The organism is Barnesiella sp. An22 (genome assembly GCF_963931395.1).
GTDB lineage: Bacteria > Bacteroidota > Bacteroidia > Bacteroidales > Barnesiellaceae > Barnesiella > Barnesiella merdigallinarum.
Window position 1 is genome coordinate 1,134,955 of the sequence record NZ_OZ007014.1, and the last position, 17,693, is coordinate 1,152,647.

The 17,693-nt window shown below is 52.7% G+C and carries 14 protein-coding genes; 5 read left to right on the plus strand and 9 right to left on the minus strand.

Annotation, left to right across the window (positions count from 1 at the left end):
* Window positions 1–296 precede the first annotated feature (296 nt).
* From ABGT88_RS04600 to ABGT88_RS04625, 6 genes are all read right to left on the minus strand, one after another.
* The gene (locus ABGT88_RS04600) at window positions 297–1,496 is read right to left on the minus strand and encodes a PDZ domain-containing protein (RefSeq protein WP_346700676.1); all 1,200 of its coding nucleotides are present in this window, start codon (window positions 1,494–1,496) and stop codon (window positions 297–299) included.
* Window positions 1,497–1,616: 120 nt separating this feature from the next.
* Window positions 1,617–2,081: a TonB family protein gene (locus tag ABGT88_RS04605; protein WP_346700678.1), complete on the minus strand. Its 465-nt coding sequence runs from the start codon at window positions 2,079–2,081 to the stop codon at window positions 1,617–1,619.
* A 34-nt stretch (window positions 2,082–2,115) separates the two neighbouring features.
* Window positions 2,116–3,381, minus strand: coding sequence for a M56 family metallopeptidase (locus tag ABGT88_RS04610; RefSeq protein WP_346700680.1), 1,266 nt, complete (start codon window positions 3,379–3,381; stop codon window positions 2,116–2,118).
* Window positions 3,382–3,402: 21 nt separating this feature from the next.
* Window positions 3,403–3,765: a BlaI/MecI/CopY family transcriptional regulator gene (locus ABGT88_RS04615; protein ID WP_087408183.1), complete on the minus strand. Its 363-nt coding sequence runs from the start codon at window positions 3,763–3,765 to the stop codon at window positions 3,403–3,405.
* A 315-nt stretch (window positions 3,766–4,080) separates the two neighbouring features.
* Window positions 4,081–4,431, minus strand: coding sequence for a hypothetical protein (locus ABGT88_RS04620; RefSeq protein ID WP_087408182.1), 351 nt, complete (start codon window positions 4,429–4,431; stop codon window positions 4,081–4,083).
* Window positions 4,432–4,442: 11 nt separating this feature from the next.
* Window positions 4,443–4,763: a septum formation initiator family protein gene (locus ABGT88_RS04625; RefSeq protein ID WP_258326558.1), complete on the minus strand. Its 321-nt coding sequence runs from the start codon at window positions 4,761–4,763 to the stop codon at window positions 4,443–4,445.
* Between the two features lie 289 nt (window positions 4,764–5,052).
* On the opposite strand from ABGT88_RS04625, the gene ABGT88_RS04630 reads away from it, so the two are divergent.
* Window positions 5,053–5,604 (plus strand): DUF4251 domain-containing protein, encoded by a 552-nt coding sequence (locus tag ABGT88_RS04630; protein ID WP_087408180.1) that lies wholly within the window; start codon window positions 5,053–5,055, stop codon window positions 5,602–5,604.
* Window positions 5,605–5,831: 227 nt separating this feature from the next.
* On the opposite strand, the gene ABGT88_RS04635 is transcribed toward ABGT88_RS04630, so the two are convergent.
* The gene (locus ABGT88_RS04635; protein ID WP_346700683.1) at window positions 5,832–8,729 is read right to left on the minus strand and encodes an insulinase family protein; all 2,898 of its coding nucleotides are present in this window, start codon (window positions 8,727–8,729) and stop codon (window positions 5,832–5,834) included.
* Window positions 8,730–8,859: 130 nt separating this feature from the next.
* Between ABGT88_RS04635 and ABGT88_RS04640 the strand changes: the two genes are divergently transcribed.
* Complete coding sequence (locus ABGT88_RS04640; RefSeq protein WP_143240911.1) at window positions 8,860–9,549, plus strand: hypothetical protein; 690 nt, start codon at window positions 8,860–8,862, stop codon at window positions 9,547–9,549.
* Between the two features lie 122 nt (window positions 9,550–9,671).
* Here ABGT88_RS04640 and ABGT88_RS04645 read toward each other — a convergent pair whose 3' ends face one another.
* The gene (locus ABGT88_RS04645; protein ID WP_346700685.1) at window positions 9,672–10,916 is read right to left on the minus strand and encodes a hypothetical protein; all 1,245 of its coding nucleotides are present in this window, start codon (window positions 10,914–10,916) and stop codon (window positions 9,672–9,674) included.
* Window positions 10,903–11,631 (minus strand): type III pantothenate kinase, encoded by a 729-nt coding sequence (locus ABGT88_RS04650; RefSeq protein WP_298663381.1) that lies wholly within the window; start codon window positions 11,629–11,631, stop codon window positions 10,903–10,905. Before ABGT88_RS04650 ends, ABGT88_RS04645 begins: the two co-directional genes overlap by 14 nt.
* A gap of 687 nt (window positions 11,632–12,318) precedes the next feature.
* Here ABGT88_RS04650 and ABGT88_RS04655 point away from each other — a divergent pair.
* From ABGT88_RS04655 to ABGT88_RS04665, 3 genes are read left to right on the plus strand one after another with little or no spacing between them, the layout of a single operon-like run.
* Window positions 12,319–15,303, plus strand: coding sequence for a TonB-dependent receptor (locus ABGT88_RS04655; protein WP_346700687.1), 2,985 nt, complete (start codon window positions 12,319–12,321; stop codon window positions 15,301–15,303).
* A 22-nt stretch (window positions 15,304–15,325) separates the two neighbouring features.
* Window positions 15,326–16,795 (plus strand): RagB/SusD family nutrient uptake outer membrane protein, encoded by a 1,470-nt coding sequence (locus ABGT88_RS04660; protein ID WP_346700689.1) that lies wholly within the window; start codon window positions 15,326–15,328, stop codon window positions 16,793–16,795.
* A 19-nt stretch (window positions 16,796–16,814) separates the two neighbouring features.
* Complete coding sequence (locus tag ABGT88_RS04665) at window positions 16,815–17,690, plus strand: hypothetical protein (protein ID WP_346700691.1); 876 nt, start codon at window positions 16,815–16,817, stop codon at window positions 17,688–17,690.
* The last annotated feature ends 3 nt before the right edge of the window (window positions 17,691–17,693 follow it).

Consider the following 17,693-nt stretch of genomic DNA (forward strand, 5'->3'; position numbering starts at 1 on the left):
TATAGAGCTGATAAAATAGTTTAGGTAATTGGGAAAGGGGACAAAAAATCCTACGAAGATAGGATGATGGCGTTTGCAGCTTCTCGAGAGTTTTGGTTGCACAGATGCAGTTCGGGAGTATAGAGGAGTTCCCCGTTTTATGCCATCGAATAGAGGGAAACCGATCGGCTCGCCTCGAGCAGTGTAAACGATAAAAACCGGCAGGCAGGATTGCTTGCCGGTTTTTGTTTTCAGTCGTTTTGTGTTGCTGTTGAGTAGCTTTTTGTATTGTCTTTGATTGGGGGCTCTTTGCGGGGTCAGATAATCTGGTCGTGAATGAAGAGTCGGTAGGTGACGGTTTTTCCGTCGGCCTTTCGTACCGTATACCGGGTTTCGCCTTTGAGACCCAAACCGTTTCGTTGCTCCTCCCAGGTTATCTCTTTCACCGGCCGACCGTTTATGGCTATGATGGTGTCGCCTATTTCGATGCCGGCCCGCTCGGCGATGCCGCCTTGATAGAGGCCGTTGACAATCCAGCCGTCACTGATGTCGGTGCGGTCGACGGTAGCCATGTGCGAGAGCGACGACCGGGAGTAGGTGCCTTCGTTTTGGTTGCGTTTTACCCAAACCGAGGCGTGGAGCGGGTCTATCACTATATCGTAGAGCGACCAGATTTCGTTGCCGATGATACCCACATAGGGGCGGTTGGACGATAAGGCCCCTTTCTGGTTGAGTGAGCAGTCGATGACCAGATTGTCGAGCGTATCGGCCAAGCAGAAGCGGGAGGCTCTTAGCGTGATGTCTTCGGAACCGCCACCCACGCCGCCGGCTTGTGTGCGGAAATAGGCTTTGGGTACCTGGTCGAGGTGAAGTGCCGAGGAGCTCTCGTTGGTGAGCGAGACGGTGGAACCACTGCCCAAATCCATACGGAACCAGCCTTCTACCACGTTTGCCGAGTCGATTTGCAGGCGTGCCTTCACGTCGATGCGGTTCTCTTCGAATCGGGTTTCGAGCTTGTGGTAGCCGGCAAGCGAGTCGGGCGGGAGGGGCTCGGCCAAAGGCGCGATGTAGCTCTCGCTGAAGTTTATCATCAAAGGAGCCTGCAACAGGTGGGTGTTGCCCAGCAGACCGTCGATGTATCGCCCCAGAATATCGCGTAACCCGATGATGGGGGTTATCTTGTTCTGGTAGTCCAGTTTGCCGCACCTGATTTTAATCGGGTCGATGAAGATGTCGACCCGCTGCGGGTCGCTGTTGCCGGCACCGCCCATGCGGGCCGTACCTTTGCGTCCGAAGGCTTCTTGCAGGTGGTTCAGCTCCAGAAAATCCTTATCGAGATAGAGGAAGTCGGCCCCGGTATCGTAGATAATCGTGACCGGTACGGTATCGTTCAGCGTGGCCTGCAGATAGAGGTGACTGTCGAAGATAAAGGGTATGGCTCCGTCGGGTCGTGCGGCATGACTTTTGGGGAGACACAGAGCCCCCAAAAGGAAGATGAAGCAACTTGTTTTTCTCATAGTGGAAACGAATTGGGGTGTGGTTCGAAATCGGGTATGGCATGGTCGGGGTACGGTTGGTTGGGACCAGCCCCCGAGCCATACTTGGTTTTTGCGATGAATCGGTTTTTAGCGGTTGGCTTATGACAGCTTGAAGCTGACGGGCAACGTGTAGCGCACGTTCACCGGCTGGCCGTTCTGCATGCCCGGTTTCCAGGCAGGGAGGGCACGCACCACGTCGATAGCGGCCTGGTCGAGAAGCTTGTCGATGCTGCGAACGACTTGAATATTACCCACTTTCCCCGTTTTGTCGACCACGAATTGCACAATCACACGCCCCTCGATTTGGCCGTCGATGGCGTGTTGGGGATACTCGAGATTTTCGCTGATAAACTTGAAGAGGGCTTGTGTGCCGCCGGGAAACTCGGGCATCACTTCGGCAACTTCATATACCGAGTCGGTGGGCGTTGGGGCCGGAGCGGCCGTTTCGGTGGCGGTGTCGGATGCGTCGGGAGCGGCCGTTTCGGTTTGTTGAGGGTTGGCATTACAGCCGGCCAACAGGAGGCTTACGGAAGCCAGGGCAGCGAATAACAGTTCTTTTTTCATTGCAGTAAAATTTTATTTAAGGTATACAAATTGGTCAGGATAGTTTGAAGACAATCGGTAAGGTATATCGCACATTCACCTGCTTGCCGTTCTGCATGCCCGGTTTCCAGGCAGGGAGGGCACGCACTACGTCGATGGCGGCCCGGTCGAGTGCCGGGTCGATGCTTCGTTTGACTTGAATATTGTTCACTTTCCCCCTTTTGTCGACCACGAACTGGAGGATTACGCGACCTTCGGTCTGGTTGTCGATAGCCTCCTGGGGATACTTGAGATTGTCCCGGATAAACTCGAAGAGGGCCTGGGGCCCACCGGGAAATTCGGGCATCACCTCGGCTACCTCGAATACGGGTTCTTGCTCGGGTACCTCGCGGAGTGTGGCCGTTTGGGGCAGGGTTTCGGTGGTCGTGGCTGGCGAGTTGGCAGCCTTGTGGTCAGCCGATTGTCGGCAACTCTGGCTCCCGACGACGAGCAGGAGGCAGAGCGGCAGCACGAGGAGGTAGCGATACCGCGACCGTGTCGAGGAGGCCCGGCGGTTGATCATGGCGATGCGCTCTTTCAGAAACGAATGGCCGAAAGGTATGGCCGAGGCATGCGGTCGGTTGTCAAGGGCCAGGTCGAGCAGCAGGTATTGGTAGGCGCGCTTCTCGGGCTCGTCGGCCAGTACGGCGCGGTCGGCCAGGTATTCGAGGTTGAGCCGTATCTCTTTCAGCAGCAGCCAAGCCAGCGGATTCATCCAGCAGAGCACGGCTACCACTTCGCCCAGCAGAATATCGAGGGTGTGCATTTGTCGGATGTGCGCCTTCTCGTGTTTGAGAATGGTCGCCCGGGCATCGGAGGTATCGGCCATCGAGGCTGGCAGGAATATCCAGTGGAAGAACGAGCAGGGTTGTATCGGCTCGGGGCAGAAGACAATGCGCCAGGCTCCCTCGCGGTATAACCGGCCCCGCCGGCGCAGCCCCACGATGGAGAGCAGCCGTATGACCATGCGCAGCCCCAGCAGCAGGGCTATGCCGCCATAGAGCCAGGCTCCCAGTCGATAGAGGTTGAAGCTGGCCGGGGTTTGGGCCGCAGCGGCCGGCGCTATCGACAGTTCGGGCAGTGTGAATTGCAGCGTATGAGGCATGGCGTCGGCCACGGAGGGGAGGCGATAGAGCGGGTAGGTGAGGGCAAACAGCAGGATACCCAGCAGCAGCGCCCGCCTCGTGACCAGGTGGGTGTTGCGGGCCGAGAGGGCCTTGTAGGCTATGAAAAGCAGCGAGAGTGCAATGTGCACTTGCAGCAGGTAAATCAGGAAATCCATCGTGCCGTTTTTTTAGTGGGTTTACTCTTTTTCGTGTTCGATCATGGCGATAATCTGGCGCAGGTCCTCTTCAGAGAGTTTGTTCTCTTGGGCAAAGAAGGTGACCATCTCTTTGTAGGAGTTGGAAAAATAGCTCTTGACGATTCCCGAGAGGAACCGCTTTTTATAGTCGTCCTGACTGATGTGGGGCGTATAGAGATAGGTGTTGCCTATCTTCTCGCTTGCCAGGTAGCCTTTGCGCTCCAGGTTCTTCACGACCGAAGCCACGGTGGTGTAGGGCGGGCGCGGTTCGGGCAGTTCTTCCAGAAAGTCTTTGATGATGCCCCGTCCCTTTTTCCAGATGACGAGCATCACCTCTTCTTCTTGATGAGTCAGTTTCTCCATTGCTCTGTTTAATCTTAACTACGATTACTTCGCAAATCTACGAAAATTTCGTAGAATAACAAACAAAATAATGGATTTTTTATGGTGCGTATGTTTAATGAGTTGATTTCGTTCTGATTATATTCCTACTTGGGAATACCTCCGGGAAAGGGGATGCCGGATATATTGGGGCGAACGGATGGAGAAGATGGGGGCAACTGGAGAGCGTTCGGGCTGCGACGGTGTACCGCTGTCAGGTAGACAATATGGCACGAACCATCGTTCCGAGTCGCGAGAATCGGAAGGGGGGGAGCGTCTGTGACAGCGCGGTGAGTATCAGTCGTTGCCCTCTTTCTTGGCCACTCGGGGAATGAGAATAGCCGTATAGAGTTGCAGGGCGGCCCCCACGGTGAGCAGCATTACCCAGTCGGGATCGTTGCGAAACATGAAATAGGACGAGGCTACCAGGAAGAGCGACGAGAAGGTCTCGATGTGGAAAAGCCGTTTCAACCGAAAGTTCTTGCCCTTGTAGCGGAAGGTGAGTCGGCAGACGGCCATACCGGCGGCACCGCAGGCATAGAGGTAGGGGACCCACGGCAGTTTGATCATGAACAGAGGCAGAGCTGCCCCGATGATGACAGCGATGGAGGAAACCATAAAGAGCATGTCGCGCGTATGCTGTTTCATGTCGGTAGTATTTAGTGGGTTTGTTTTTTCGGTTCTATGATGTAAATATCTTCGCTGGGTTTACTCATATAATACTGTTCGCGGGCAATTTGTTCGACCTCGTTTTTATCGGTTTTCAACCGTTCGATTTGCCGGTTGTAGTAGTCGGTCGTATCGTTCTGTGCCGCAATCTGTTGCCGCAAGTCGTTGATTTGCCGGTCGTAACGTACCCGCTGGATGCAACTGTTTTCGTCGATAAAGAGAATGAAAATGACAAATACGACCAGAAACGCCTTCCCCAGCGAGAAGTGCTTGCGTACGAATTCGAATATTTTCTTTTTATCTATTTTCATCGAAGCGAAATGAGTATCACCCTATTTTCGGGTAAAAGTACGAAAAATTTTTGGTTCGACCAATCGGCTGGGCTATTCCTGTGAGAAAGAATATTTGGCAGGGTCGAGACCCACTCCTGAGGCATGACCTCGGTTTTCGAGTAAGCATATCTTATTTGAAATTAAAAATGTATAATTTACAGGCCTCTTATGCCTTGTTAATCAGTTGATAACCGTTATTATGGTATACAATTTGCTATCTATGAACCAAACGAAAACCCCGCTTGTCGGGGATTGAAAGGAGAGAACGATGAAAAGAATTGCATTTGTTTTGGCGATGTTTCTGCTGGTATGGGCAGGAAGCGCCGCAGCTCAAGAGCGGGAATTGACCAAGGAGGAGAAAAAGGCTCTGCAGGAGCGTATCGACAGTCTGCAACATGCCGATGCCGAGCGGGCCATTTACGAGAAGGCTTTCACGATGGAGGCCGACCAGGTGATTTTCAAGCACGGAGAGACGGCATTCGTGGCTTCGAATACCAACTTTGTTTCGATTGACGGGGACCGTGCCGTGGTACAGACGGCATTCAACATACCCGTCAGCGGCCTTAACGGCCTGGGCGGTGTGACCGTAGAGGGCAGTTTCTCGAACTACGACCTGCGGAAAGACAAGAAGGGCAACCTGTTCCTTTCGCTCAATGTCATGGGGACCGGTATCTCGGCCCGGGTGGATATTACGCTCTACAACGGCAGCAATCAGGCCATTGTCAACATTGTGCCCAATTTCCACTCCAACAACATTACCCTCAAGGGCATTATCCTGCCGCTCGACAAGAGCCGTGTGTTCAAGGGTTCTTCCCTGTGATGGCGACGGGTGGGGCTGAAGTTGCAGCCCTTGTCCCGGCATACACCTAATTCATGCCCGCCCCGACGGAAGGAGCGGGCATTTTTTGTCTCTTGAGGATTGGCTCGGTTTGGAGTGTAAGCTGTAGCCGGCCCCGGCCAGAGAGCCGGAAGATTGGTATCGCCTGAAAAAAGGAAAGGCCCCTGCGATGGCAGGAGCCTTTGCCCGTATGGTTTGCGGCCGGTTGTTTAGAAGCCCGATTCGGAGAAGAGTTTCGATTCGGAAACCTTCACTACCTTGCCGTATTTCTCGAGCGCTTTCACATCGAAATCTTTGGGGTTGCCCACGATGGCCATCACGATGGGTTTACCCTTGATATTCTCGTTGTAGAAGTTGACGATGTCTTCGAACTTGAGCGTTTCGATTTTCTTCATCTTGTCGATGGCGGGGTCTTGGGTATAGCCCATGCGTTTCCAAGCCTCATATACGGCGCTGGCCGAACGGAAGCCGGGTTTGGCACTGAGGATAGACTCCTTGATGTTGGTCTTTACGACGTCGAAGTGCTCGGGCATCGAAGGCATGTCGGTGAGCAGGTTCATGTAGATGTCGATGGCATCGAGGGTCTTGTCGCCCTGGGTACCTACGAAACCTTGGAAGAGAAAGTTGCGACGGGCAACCGAGGGGGTCGAAATCACACCGTAGGCGCTGTAGGCCATGGCCCGTTTTTCACGAATCTCGTCCATGACGAGGCTACCGAATCCGCCTCCGAAGTAGTCGGAGAAGGCTTCGATGGCAATGTCGTCCTTCACGTCGAAGGGTTTACCCTCGATGAAGAAGTAGATCTTGCTTTGTGTAGCCTTGCTGTTGGGCAAGAAGAAGATGGTGTTCTCGGCATACTTCTCGCGGGTGCGCAGTTCGGGCGACGAGGAGGGCATCTCCTCGGCTTTCAACGGCAGGTTCTTGCTCAATACGTCGTACACCTCGTCGAAGGGAGCGGTACCCGTGTAGTAGATTTCGCACTCGTAGTTGGTAGCGGCCTGGAACTGGGTGGTGAGGTCGGTAATCGAGAGATCCAGCAGGTCGCGGGTAGGAATGCGTTGCAGGTAGTCGGAGCTGTCTTTGTAGAGCACATACGAAGTGAGGGCTCTCTCCAGCGTGCTGATGTCGCTGTTCTCCATCTGACGCGAACCGAATGCGCTACCGATAAGGCTTTGCAGCTGCTTGTCGTCGAGTTTGGGGAAGAGAATCTGTTTCGAGAGCAACTGGCAGGCTTTCACGAGGTCTTTCTCGTAGCCGTTCATCATCACATACATGTAGTTGTCGTCGACGGCGTAAGAGCAGTTGACGTTGAGTTCGCCCATGGCCCGCTTGATAGCCAGCGGCTCGACGTCGGGCAGCATACCGGCATTGTTCATCAGGGCAACGGCATATTCGAGTTTAGGCATGCGGTGAGTACCTACGCCATATTTCAGCGTCATGGTGAAGACGTCGTTCTCGGGGTTGAAGTTGTAGAACAGCTTGCTGCGTGTGTTGATTCGCTTCTGCTGTATCGAGTTGAAGTCGCAATATTTCACCTCGGGCAGCGGGGCGGGAATGCTCTCTACCCATTTGGCATACTCCGACATTTCGCCCTTCTTCGTCTCGATAGGTTTGTAGGCCGGTTTTTTCAGCTTTTTGCCTTTGCTGTCGAGGTTCTTGGCTTCCTGAATGTTGAGGGCCAGGTAGTTGTCGGTAAAGTATTTCTTGGCCGTAGCCTTTACCTCGTCGAGGGTAACGGCATTTACGCGCTCTTTGTAGTTGAGTATCTCCGAGGGATCGGAGCCCGTGTTGAAGAGTGAGGCCAGAATGTAGGCTTTCGTCTCGTTCGATTCGAGGCTCAGCTCATATTCGCGAATCATGTTCTGCTTGATGGAGTTGAGGATGGTCTCGTCGAACTCGCCGTTTTGCAACTGTTGCAGCGACGAGAGCAGAATCTTCTCGACAGCCTTGTGGCTGTCCCAGCGGTTCTGGTTGGCGTCGAACGAGGGAATGGCGTTGATCATGACGACACCGGCATCGCGCATGGCGTTCTGTCCGGCACCTACGCTCATGATGTCACCGTCGAGTTGCAGCTTGTCGAGGATACCGGTCTTTTGCGAGTTGGAGAGCAGTTCGCAGCAGATTTGCAGAGGTATTTCGTCCTTGTCGTTCGAGGGTACACCGTTGTAGATGAGGGCCAACATGGGGTAGTAGTATATCTTGGCGCTCTTCTCGGTGCGGCCTTTGAACTGGGGCACGGGTTGTTTCTCGCGGTGGATTTCGGCCCGGCGGGGGATACGCTCGAATTTCTCGCGAATCAAGGGGATAGCCGTCTTGGTGTCGACGTTACCCACGAGGATAATCGACATGTTTTGCGGGCCGTACCAGGTGTTGTAGAACTCGATGAGCTTGCTCAGCTGGGGGTTCTTCAAGTGCTCGGGCAGACCGATGATGGGGCGGGCATAGGGGTGGGAGCCGAAGGCCTGCTCGTTGATGAACTCGCCCAGGCGCGAACCGCGGTTGTCGTTGTACATGTTGTACTCCTCATATACGGCCTCGAGCTCGGTCTGGAATCCGCGGAACACGGGATCGATGAGGCGCTCGGAGTAAACCTCGAGCCACTTCTCGAGTTGCGAAGGGGGGAACGAGTTGTGATACTCGGTCTGGTCGAAGCCCGTGCTGGCGTTCAGCCCTTCGCCGCCCATGTGGTCGATGAGCTGCGAAAACTCGTTGCCGGCAGCATACTGGGCAGCTTCGCGAGTAAGTTCGTTGATTTCCAGGTCTATGGCGTCACGCTTGGCCTGGTCGGTCGTAGCGGCACGCTCATCATACTTGGCGATGATTTTCTCGTAGATAGGTTTCTCTTTTTCCCAATCGAGGGCGTCGATTGTCTGGGTGCCTTTGAACATGACGTGTTCGAGGTAGTGGGCCAGACCGGTATATTGTACCGGGTCGTCGACCGAGCCCACTTTGAAGGCAACCATACCGAATACATCGGGTTTGCTCTTGTCTTCCCAGATGTAAACCGTAGCGCCGTTCCGCAGGGTCATTACACTCAATTGTTGCGCTTTACCGGGGAGCCATAAGAGGCATAGTGCGATAAGGCACAATAGCTGTTTGATTTTCATATTGTTAAGTTTTTGTGTGATTAAAATGTCAAAATATTCCTAACCATGTGAGCAAAAGTAGCATAAAATTACTAACTTGTGGACGTTTTTTCGACAAATTTAATTTTTTAATGTCTATAAATTTATTCATATGAGAAAGTTTTTATTTGCCGGAATGGTGGGATTGTTCGCCTCATTATGGCTTAGTGTCAGTGCTCAGGAACCCACGACCATGTGGCCCTATCTGTTTACCGATTTTACCGAAGCCACGCTCCATTTCCGCTCTGGTGAGACGGGCCAGGCGAAGGTCAATATCCACTTGTTGCATAACGATTTGCACTATTTGAATGGTTCGAAAATATTTACTACCGACAATCAGAACGATGTGGCCCGTGTCGTGCTGCCCGACAGTACGGCCTTCGTGCGGTGTGAAAATCTTTACATCGAGGTGTTGGGCGAGACTCCCCAGGCTATTCTGGGCCGCCGTACGACCGGCGACTTCGATCGCTTGACGCAGGGGACGGGAGCCTATGGTACGTCGTCGTCGACTTCGGCCGTAGACAATCTGTCGAGTCTGCAGATAGGCGGTCTCACCAATCTTAATTACGATCTCATCCGGGTCGAACGTGAGAATGGCCAGACGCTGCCGCTTTCGGTACGTTTCTGTTTTGTCATCGACGGTCAGCTCTATAACGCCAACAAGCGCACCATCTCCAAACTGTTGCCCGAGGCCGACCAGAAGGAGTTCAACACCTTCTTGAAAAAGAACAAGGTGAAGTGGAACCGGGAGGAGGGTCTGCAGAAGGTGCTCGAGTATATCTCGCCGTTGCTGGCCAAGTAGCGGTGGCGCCTTGTGTCGGGGTGGAGCCTGGCTCCTCCCCAATACAAACTGAACGGAACAACAAAAAAGCGGAACAGGGGATGCCCCTCGTTCCGCTTCTTGTTTTTTATGGATAGTAGATTTTATTCAAACTTGCGTTGCCAGAACCACATCTCGTTGAAGGTAAGGCTCAGTGAAATACGGAAGTGGTCTTCGCTGATGAGCTTGGCCGGCGAGCACTGGCGGTTGATGTATTCGAAGGCTACGTTTACGACCGACTTGTCGGTGGCCAGAGGGAATCCGAAACCGCAGGTGGCACCTATCTCGTTCAGGTCGTTGCCGTTTATCTTCAGGTAGGAGCGGTTGTAGAACAGACCGGCCCGGTAGTTGATGCGTTGCAGATAGTTGCCGCCCATGCTCTTGGGGCGGAATTCGGCACCCAGAGCTACTTTCAGCCGGTTGTTGAATTGCCCGGTCGAGGTCTGCAACTGCCCGGTGTTGAGGTTGGTAAACTTGGCATCGGCCCAGTTCTGGTAGGTGACGTCGGCCGCTACGGTGAGTCGTTTGTCGTAGTTGTAGCTGATACCTCCGCCATAGGTCGAGGCCAGCGAGTAGTGGCTCTTCATGTTGAGGGTGTCGGCGTCGATAATCGAGCTCGAACTCACATCGTAGGTGCTGGTGTAGGCTTTACCCAGCAGCGCTTTGCCCGGTGAGTAGACGGCACCGAGCGTGATGGTGTGCTTCTTGTCCCACTCGATGGCATATTGTGCGCCGAACTGCAGGTGGTAGTCGCGCACCTTGAGGTCGGTCTCGAATATACCGGTACTGCCGTTGGCCGGGATTACGGTGTTGGCGTTGGTGAGGTTGCCGAAGAGGTAACTCACGTTGGCCCCGATCGAGAAGCCCTTGAACAGGTTGCCGCTCACACCCACATAGGCCTGCGAGATGTTGCCTTCGCCCGTGCGGCTGTCGGTACCGTTGGAGATAGAGCTGGCAAACGAATAGCCCACGTTGGAGTAGGGGAGCAACCCGATGCTACCGGCCATGTGGCGGCCCAGAGGGAATTGCATGACGATGTAGTCGAGCGATCCGCTTTGCGCGGTTTCGCTCAACTGCCCTTCGTGAGTCGTGACGGCCTGGTAGGTAAGGCCTATGTCGAAGAGGAAGGTGAGCGAGTCCATACTGACGTAGGAGGCGGGGTTCATTACGTTGATCTGCCGGTTGTTGTGCAGGGCATAACCTACGCCGCCCATAGCTCGTTGGGCTCCTATGGCATTGTCGCCGAGTATACCGTATCCGAATCGGGAATAGGGCGAGGTGGTGCCGTTTTGGGCCCATGCGACAAGTCCTATCGCCAAACTTATCAAGAGAATTTTATATTTCAGCATTTTCCTGTAATATTCTGTTTAAGCCGGTTAATACCAAATTTTCGTTCACAAAGATGCGACTTTTTATTTTTGCAGCCAATTTTAAGGCATCTCCCCCTGTTAAAAAAACGAAAAGGTCGGGGTAAATCTCGTTGAGACGGGCCATGTAGCCTTCGATTTCATAGGCCACGCCCAGCGTGGCGCCGGCCCGCATGGCCGTCTCGGTGCTGAAGCCAATCTCGGGAATCTCGCCCGAGTCGTCTACCAGGGGTAGCTTGCCGGTGTGCTCGTGCATGGCGAGCAGTCGCAGCCTGATGCCGGGGGCTATGTTGCCGCCTGCAAAGGTGCCGTCGGCCGTGAGCAGATCGTAGGTGACACAAGTGCCGGCATCGACGATGAGCACCGGCCGGCCGGGACACTCCATCGAGGCTCCCACCACGGCCGCAATGCGGTCGAGGCCCAGGGTGTGCGGGGTGTGATAACCTATGCGCACCGGTATCTGCGACGTGTGGTCGAAGCGTACGAAGCAGCGCACCCGTTGCTGCAAGAGCTTCAGAGCTTCGGGGTCGGGGTCGGTAACGGTCGAGAAGATAGCCGCATCGACTGCGTGGGTATCGAGAAACCGCGTCACTTCATCGGGGCCCCATTTCGGGTAGAAATCGACATTTTGTAATTGGCCGGCCCGAAAAAGTGCCATTTTGGTTACCGAATTTCCTTGATCGATAATAAGATTCACTACTCAAAATTTTAGACAAAAATACAAAAGAGAATGCGTATGGAGGCACTTGCCGCTCATTTTTTTCATAGAATTATACCAACGGGGCTATTTTGTCTATCGCCTGTTGCTTTTTCCTCCTCGATTTGTCGGGAGGGCAGGCGGGCAATTGTAGATACTAATCTGTTAATAGAATAAACTTTTTGAGTTAAATTTTCGATAAGATTAGCGCAGTTTGGTGATAATACGGTGGTATTGGTTGTGTGTTTAATGTTTATTAACAAATGGATTATTCTCCGGTTTGTGCATATTTGTGGCAGAAAAAATGCCTCTTCTATATGGTTGTATCTTAACAAGTTAGTTGTGCTGTGAAAAAATGTATACGGGCCATTTCGGGAGAGCTGGACAATGGCTTTGTCAAAAAGAAAGGCGATGTGGGTAATTTTCTTTCAAATTGAATTTTATATTGTCGTTTTTTTTCTATCTTTGCATGCTGAATACTTCAATAAGAAGTGTGAATGAGAGTGATTCTCATAGGTTCAATTTAAGGTTTATATTATAATAAGGTTTAAAAGAAGAGGAGTTTTAAGAGTTAGTTTAATTGCAAGGAGTGTAATGTAAAAGTCCGGCCGTAACACGCCGGGTGTGTAAAGAAAGTAAAAGAAAGAAGAAGGAATAAATCGTTTATTTAAATTTAATTTCAGTCGTATGAGAAAATTAACATTGTTATTGTGCGCTCTGTTGGCTGGCATTTCGTTAGCGGTGGCTCAGACGAGCATCTCCGGTACGGTATTGACAGCAGAGGACGACGAGCCGGTTATCGGTGCGTCTATCTTGGTGAAGGGCACGAACGCTTCTACCATTACCGATAATGACGGTAAGTTTTCAATCAAAATTCCCGAAGGAGCCGGGCGAACCCTGGTGATTACCTACATCGGAATGGAGAGACAAGAGGTATTTGCCCGTAATGGCATGGTAGTAAAATTGACTTCGAGCGATCAGGCTCTCGACGATGTGGTTGTGGTAGGTTACCAAACCATCCGTAAAGAGGCCAAGACCGGTTCTATCGCCACGGTGAAAGGCGACGACCTGGCTTCGATTCCCGAAACCTCGGTCGATAAGATGCTCTCGGGTAAGATGGCTGGTGTGTCGGTTTCGTCGACCAACGGTCAGCCGGGTTCTGCCGCTACGATTCGTGTGCGTGGTACCAGTTCTATCGGTGCCGGTAGCGACCCCTTGTATGTAGTGGACGGTATCCCCGTAGAGAGCGGTAATACCGGTGCTCTCTCCAACAGTATGAACGCCATCGCCATGATCAATGCCAGCGATATTGCTTCGGTAACCGTGTTGAAGGATGCTGCCGCAGCCTCTATCTACGGTTCGCGTGCTGCCAACGGTGTGATCTTGATTACCACCAAATCGGGTGAAGCCGGTAAGTCGAAAGTTACCGCCCGCGCCCGTTACGGTGTCACTACGCTGGCCAACGACAACGACTTCGGTATGGCCAACCTGCAAGAGTATATCCAATATCAACGCGATGCCCGTATCAACGCCGGTTACGACGTAGATAACCCCGCATCGGAATATTACTTCCCCCTCTCGCTGGCTGCCAAAGGCGGTACGAACTGGATGAAAGAGTTGACCCGCAACGGTAGCTTGCAAGAGTATGAGCTGATTGCTTCGGGTGGTACCGGTAAGACTACCTATTATACTTCGTTGTCGTACAACAAGACCGAAGGTATCGTTCCCACCGTAGGTTTCGAGAAGATGCAGGTTCGTGCCAACCTCGATACCGAGCTCAACAAATGGTTGAAAGTGGGTACCCGTATCAACGCCGGTTACATGAAGGTATCGGACGTTCAGAACAGCTTGCTCGGCGATAGCGGTCTGGCTCCCTCGAACCCCTTCTATTCGGGTATGGCTCTGGCCCCGACGATGCCGGCTTACAACGAGGACGGCAGCTACAACTTCGACCTCCCCTTCGTGTTCAATATCAACCCGCTGGCTGCTATCAAAGGCTCGGACAAATATGACAAGCAATACAAATTCAACGGTACGGCTTATTTGGAGTGGAAACCCATCAAGCAATTGACCTTCCGCACCAACAACTCGGTTGAGTATGCCTATACCAACAGCCGCCAGTTCTCGCCGTCATTCATCAACAAAACTTCGTTTGGTGCATCGCTGAATACGGCCGATGTGCAATATCGTCTGTTGACTACCTCTAACACGGTTACTTACGACGACCTCTTCAACGACGTTCACTCGCTGAACATCATGTTGGGTCAAGAGGCCAATACCTATGAATACTCCCACAACCAAGCTATATCGTATCACGTAAACGAGCAACGTCCCTATCACTCGGTAGGTGTTTCGGTCGAAGACCAAACGGCCCACGACGGTCTTACTCAAACGGCCATGGTTTCGTTCTTCGGTGTAGCCGAGTATAGCTACGACGGTCGCTACTACATCAAAGGTTCGCTCCGTACCGATGGTAGCTCCAAGTTCGGTCCCGATCGCCGCTGGGGTACCTTCTGGGCAGCCAGTGCATCGTGGAACATCCACAACGAGGCTTTCATGCAAGATATCAAGAATGTACTGAATGTATTGAAACTGCGTTACAGCTACGGTGTGAACGGTAACGACAACATCGCCGCTTATGCTCACTACGGTCTCTACTCCGACATCGTTTACAACGGTATCACCGGTCAGCTCCCCTCGCAGCTGCAGAACCGTAAACTGACTTGGGAAACCAACAAGACTCACAACATCGGTGTTGACTTCCGCTTGTTCGACCGCTTGAGCGGATCGATCGACTGGTATACCCGTCGTACCGAGGACATGTTGATTGACTCGCCGCTGCCCTATACCACCGGTTTCTCTTCGCAAGCTCAAAACGTAGGTCAAATCCGCAACAGCGGTATCGAGGTTCAGTTGGATGCCGACATCTTCAACACCAACGACTTCAAATGGTCGGCCGGTGTGAACTTCGCCGCCAACCGTTCGAAAGTGCTCGAACTGGCTCCGGGTCAGGACTTCATCGGTACCTCGCTGCGCTATGTAGTAGGTGAGCAACTCTACACCTACTGGTTGTACGACTACGCCGGTGTGAACCCCCAGAACGGTAACGCTCTGTGGCGTAACGAAGAGGGTCTGTTGACCGAAAATTCGCAAGAAGCTCGTCGTATCAATGCCGGCTCGCCCGAACCTCTGTGGACCGGTGGTTTCAACACCGAGCTCTCTTGGAAAGGCCTCTCGCTGGGTATCCAGCTCGAAGCCCGCTACGGCAACAAGGTATTGAACCAAGACCGTTCTTTGTTCGAATCAGACGGTTACTATGGCGACCAGAACATCTGGAAAGGTGCCTTGAACTACTGGAAACAACCGGGCGACATGAACGTATTGCCGAAACCGGTATACAACAACTCGAGCAACAGTATGCAAACCTCTACCCGTTATCTCGAGGATGGTAGCTACCTGCGTATCAAAGACATTACCCTGGCATACAACTTGCCTTCGAAGTGGACCAAAAAGGCCCTCATGAGCGGAGTGCGCATCTATGCCAGCGCCCTTAACCTCTATACGTTCCACAACATGAACTACTGGGATCCCGAGCACGGTACCACCGGTGCTACCGTCATCAGCTACCCGATGACCCGCTCGATGATCGTAGGTGTGGACATTACTTTCTAACCCTTAAAAAAAGATTGAGACAATGAAAAAAATATTTTTATCGATAGCAGTTTTGGCGCTGGCTCTTACTTCCTGCGATGACTTCTTGACCAAAGAGCCGCCCATGGATCAATCGGACGAACTGGCTCTCTCTACCTTTACGGGTATCGACGGAGCTACTGCCGGTAACTACCGCGCCGTTATTTCGTGGTATGGTGCCACGTTCCCCCTCACCTTCGACGTGATGTGCGGCAACGGTATGGTAGGCCCTGTAAACACGGGCCGTATGCGCCAGGAGCCGGCATGGAACTACTCGTCGACCAGCACGCTGGGTTTGTGGTCCGGTGCCTACAACGCCATTTTGGGTTGTAACAAAGTGTTGACCGCCATCAACGAGGGTAAATTTGACCGTGCGGGTGTGACTGACGAGCAAATCAACAACGTGAAAGCCGAGAACCTCTTCTTGCGTGCCTTGGCCTACTTCGATCTGGTTCGCGTGTATGCTCAACCTTACGGATATATTAAAGCTAACGGTATTACCGGAACCGAGGCTCTGGGTGTACCTATTGTACTGGAAGATGACCTGTCGGCCCGTCCCGCTCGTAGCACGGTAGCCGAGGTATACGAAAACCTCATTATCCCCGACCTGCAAGAGGCCGAGCGCCTGATGAGCACCTCGTATGTACGTGCTGGTGTAAAAGATATGGTTGCCACCGTTACTACGCCGGTTATCCAAGCCCTCATGGCTCGTGTATATCTGACTCACGAAGACTGGCAGCTGGCTGCCGACTATGCCAACAAGGTAATCCGCAACGGTCGTTTCAGACTGCTCTCGGGTAACAACTACGTTTCGATGTGGGATGGCAGCCTCGATGTAGCTCCCCAATCGGGCAGCGAGGTTATCTTCGAGGTTTACATCTCGCAAAGCGACGGTTCGAGCAGTGACCTGGGCGACTACCTGACCGCTCCTGAGGCTGCCGGTGGCGCCGGTTATGGTGACGTGCGCGTATCGAACGACCTGCTCTCGCTCTACGACGAGAACGATGTACGTCTCACCGGTTTGACCAAAACCAATCCGCAATATCCCGGTTATCGCTGGTCGACCAAATATCCCGGTAAATCGGGTCAGTTGGCTTACAACAACGTGCCTATCATCCGTATCTCCGAGATGTATCTGACTCGTGCCGAGGCTATCTACCGGGGTGCTACCATCAGCGGTGTAACGGCTCTCGACGACCTCAATCAGGTAGCTACCAGCCGTGGTGCCAATGCTTACAGCCAGTTCAATATCGAGAACCTCTTCAACGAGCGTCGCAAAGAGTTCCTCTTCGAAGGTCAGGTTTACTTCGACATGAAACGTCTGCAACGGTCGTTGACCCGTACCGACTACGATCTTGATCCTCTCACGAAGGATATCGAATTCCCCAGCTACCGTTGGGCCTTCCCGATTCCCGAGAATGATATCCTCTACAACTCGAATATGGTTCAAAATCCCGGCTATCAGAGCAAATAATTTTTAATAGAGAAGAATTATGAAAATCAATAAATTTATATATGTAGCTGTTGTAGGGGCGCTGTTTGCATCGTGCCAATCGGTAGAGACTCCTATGTTCAGCGACAAGGACGCTTTCGTAGCGTTTGACAATGCCTCGACTACTATCGAGGAGAACGCCAATAAAGAGATTCAGATTCCGGTATCGCTGGTGGCTTCGAAGGCCCTCGATGTATCGGTGAATTTCGAAATCGACACGACCGCCTATGCCGGCAAGAATGCCGCCAAGGAGGGTGTGAACTATCGTCTGAAAAATACGTCGACGACCCTGACCTATACCAGCACGGGTGAATTGGTAGGATACATTACGGTTGAACCTATCGACAACGGGGACTACGACGGCGATGTTTGCTTCGATATTCGCTTGTCGTCGCCCAGCGGTTGCAGCCTGGGTGCCAACTACACCACCTCGGTAACGATTGCCGACGATGACCACCCGCTGGCTGCTGCCGGTATTCTGGGTACGTACACCGCACGCGGTGAGTCGCCCTTCCAAGGTGAAGAGGGTGTCGTATATACCTGGACTTGCGAGGTACAGAAAGATCCCGACTATGTAGACCGTGTATGGTTCACGCAACTTGTTCCGACGGTTAGTGGCATTACTTACAAATCGATAATGGGTACTGTAGATTCCGACTTCAGAACAATCACCATCAACGGTTCGCAGGATATGGGTACATATGGTTCGACCTATACTTTGCAGATTGACTTTAACGGTGCTGGAGCTGCTGCCGCACAGGTATCGAACGGTACGATTTCGATCTCTTCGCCTGTCTTGGCTGTTGCATACCAGGATGGAACTCAGGCAGGCTATGTGACCGGTGTACGCACCTGTACAATGACCAAAGTTGAATAAACG

What these genes read in the sequence shown, in the direction of transcription:
- ABGT88_RS04635 (WP_346700683.1), bottom strand. Translation starts at nt 8,729, where the DNA reads ATGAAAATCAAACAGCTATTGTGCCTTATCGCACTATGCCTCTTATGG.
- ABGT88_RS04605 (WP_346700678.1), bottom strand. Translation starts at nt 2,081, where the DNA reads ATGAAAAAAGAACTGTTATTCGCTGCCCTGGCTTCCGTAAGCCTCCTG.
- ABGT88_RS04665 (WP_346700691.1), top strand. Translation starts at nt 16,815, where the DNA reads ATGAAAATCAATAAATTTATATATGTAGCTGTTGTAGGGGCGCTGTTT.
- ABGT88_RS04610 (WP_346700680.1), bottom strand. Translation starts at nt 3,381, where the DNA reads ATGGATTTCCTGATTTACCTGCTGCAAGTGCACATTGCACTCTCGCTG.
- ABGT88_RS04625 (WP_258326558.1), bottom strand. Translation starts at nt 4,763, where the DNA reads ATGAAAATAGATAAAAAGAAAATATTCGAATTCGTACGCAAGCACTTC.
- ABGT88_RS04655 (WP_346700687.1), top strand. Translation starts at nt 12,319, where the DNA reads ATGAGAAAATTAACATTGTTATTGTGCGCTCTGTTGGCTGGCATTTCG.
- ABGT88_RS04630 (WP_087408180.1), top strand. Translation starts at nt 5,053, where the DNA reads ATGAAAAGAATTGCATTTGTTTTGGCGATGTTTCTGCTGGTATGGGCA.
- ABGT88_RS04620 (WP_087408182.1), bottom strand. Translation starts at nt 4,431, where the DNA reads ATGAAACAGCATACGCGCGACATGCTCTTTATGGTTTCCTCCATCGCT.
- ABGT88_RS04615 (WP_087408183.1), bottom strand. Translation starts at nt 3,765, where the DNA reads ATGGAGAAACTGACTCATCAAGAAGAAGAGGTGATGCTCGTCATCTGG.
- ABGT88_RS04640 (WP_143240911.1), top strand. Translation starts at nt 8,860, where the DNA reads ATGAGAAAGTTTTTATTTGCCGGAATGGTGGGATTGTTCGCCTCATTA.
- ABGT88_RS04660 (WP_346700689.1), top strand. Translation starts at nt 15,326, where the DNA reads ATGAAAAAAATATTTTTATCGATAGCAGTTTTGGCGCTGGCTCTTACT.
- ABGT88_RS04645 (WP_346700685.1), bottom strand. Translation starts at nt 10,916, where the DNA reads ATGCTGAAATATAAAATTCTCTTGATAAGTTTGGCGATAGGACTTGTC.
- ABGT88_RS04600 (WP_346700676.1), bottom strand. Translation starts at nt 1,496, where the DNA reads ATGAGAAAAACAAGTTGCTTCATCTTCCTTTTGGGGGCTCTGTGTCTC.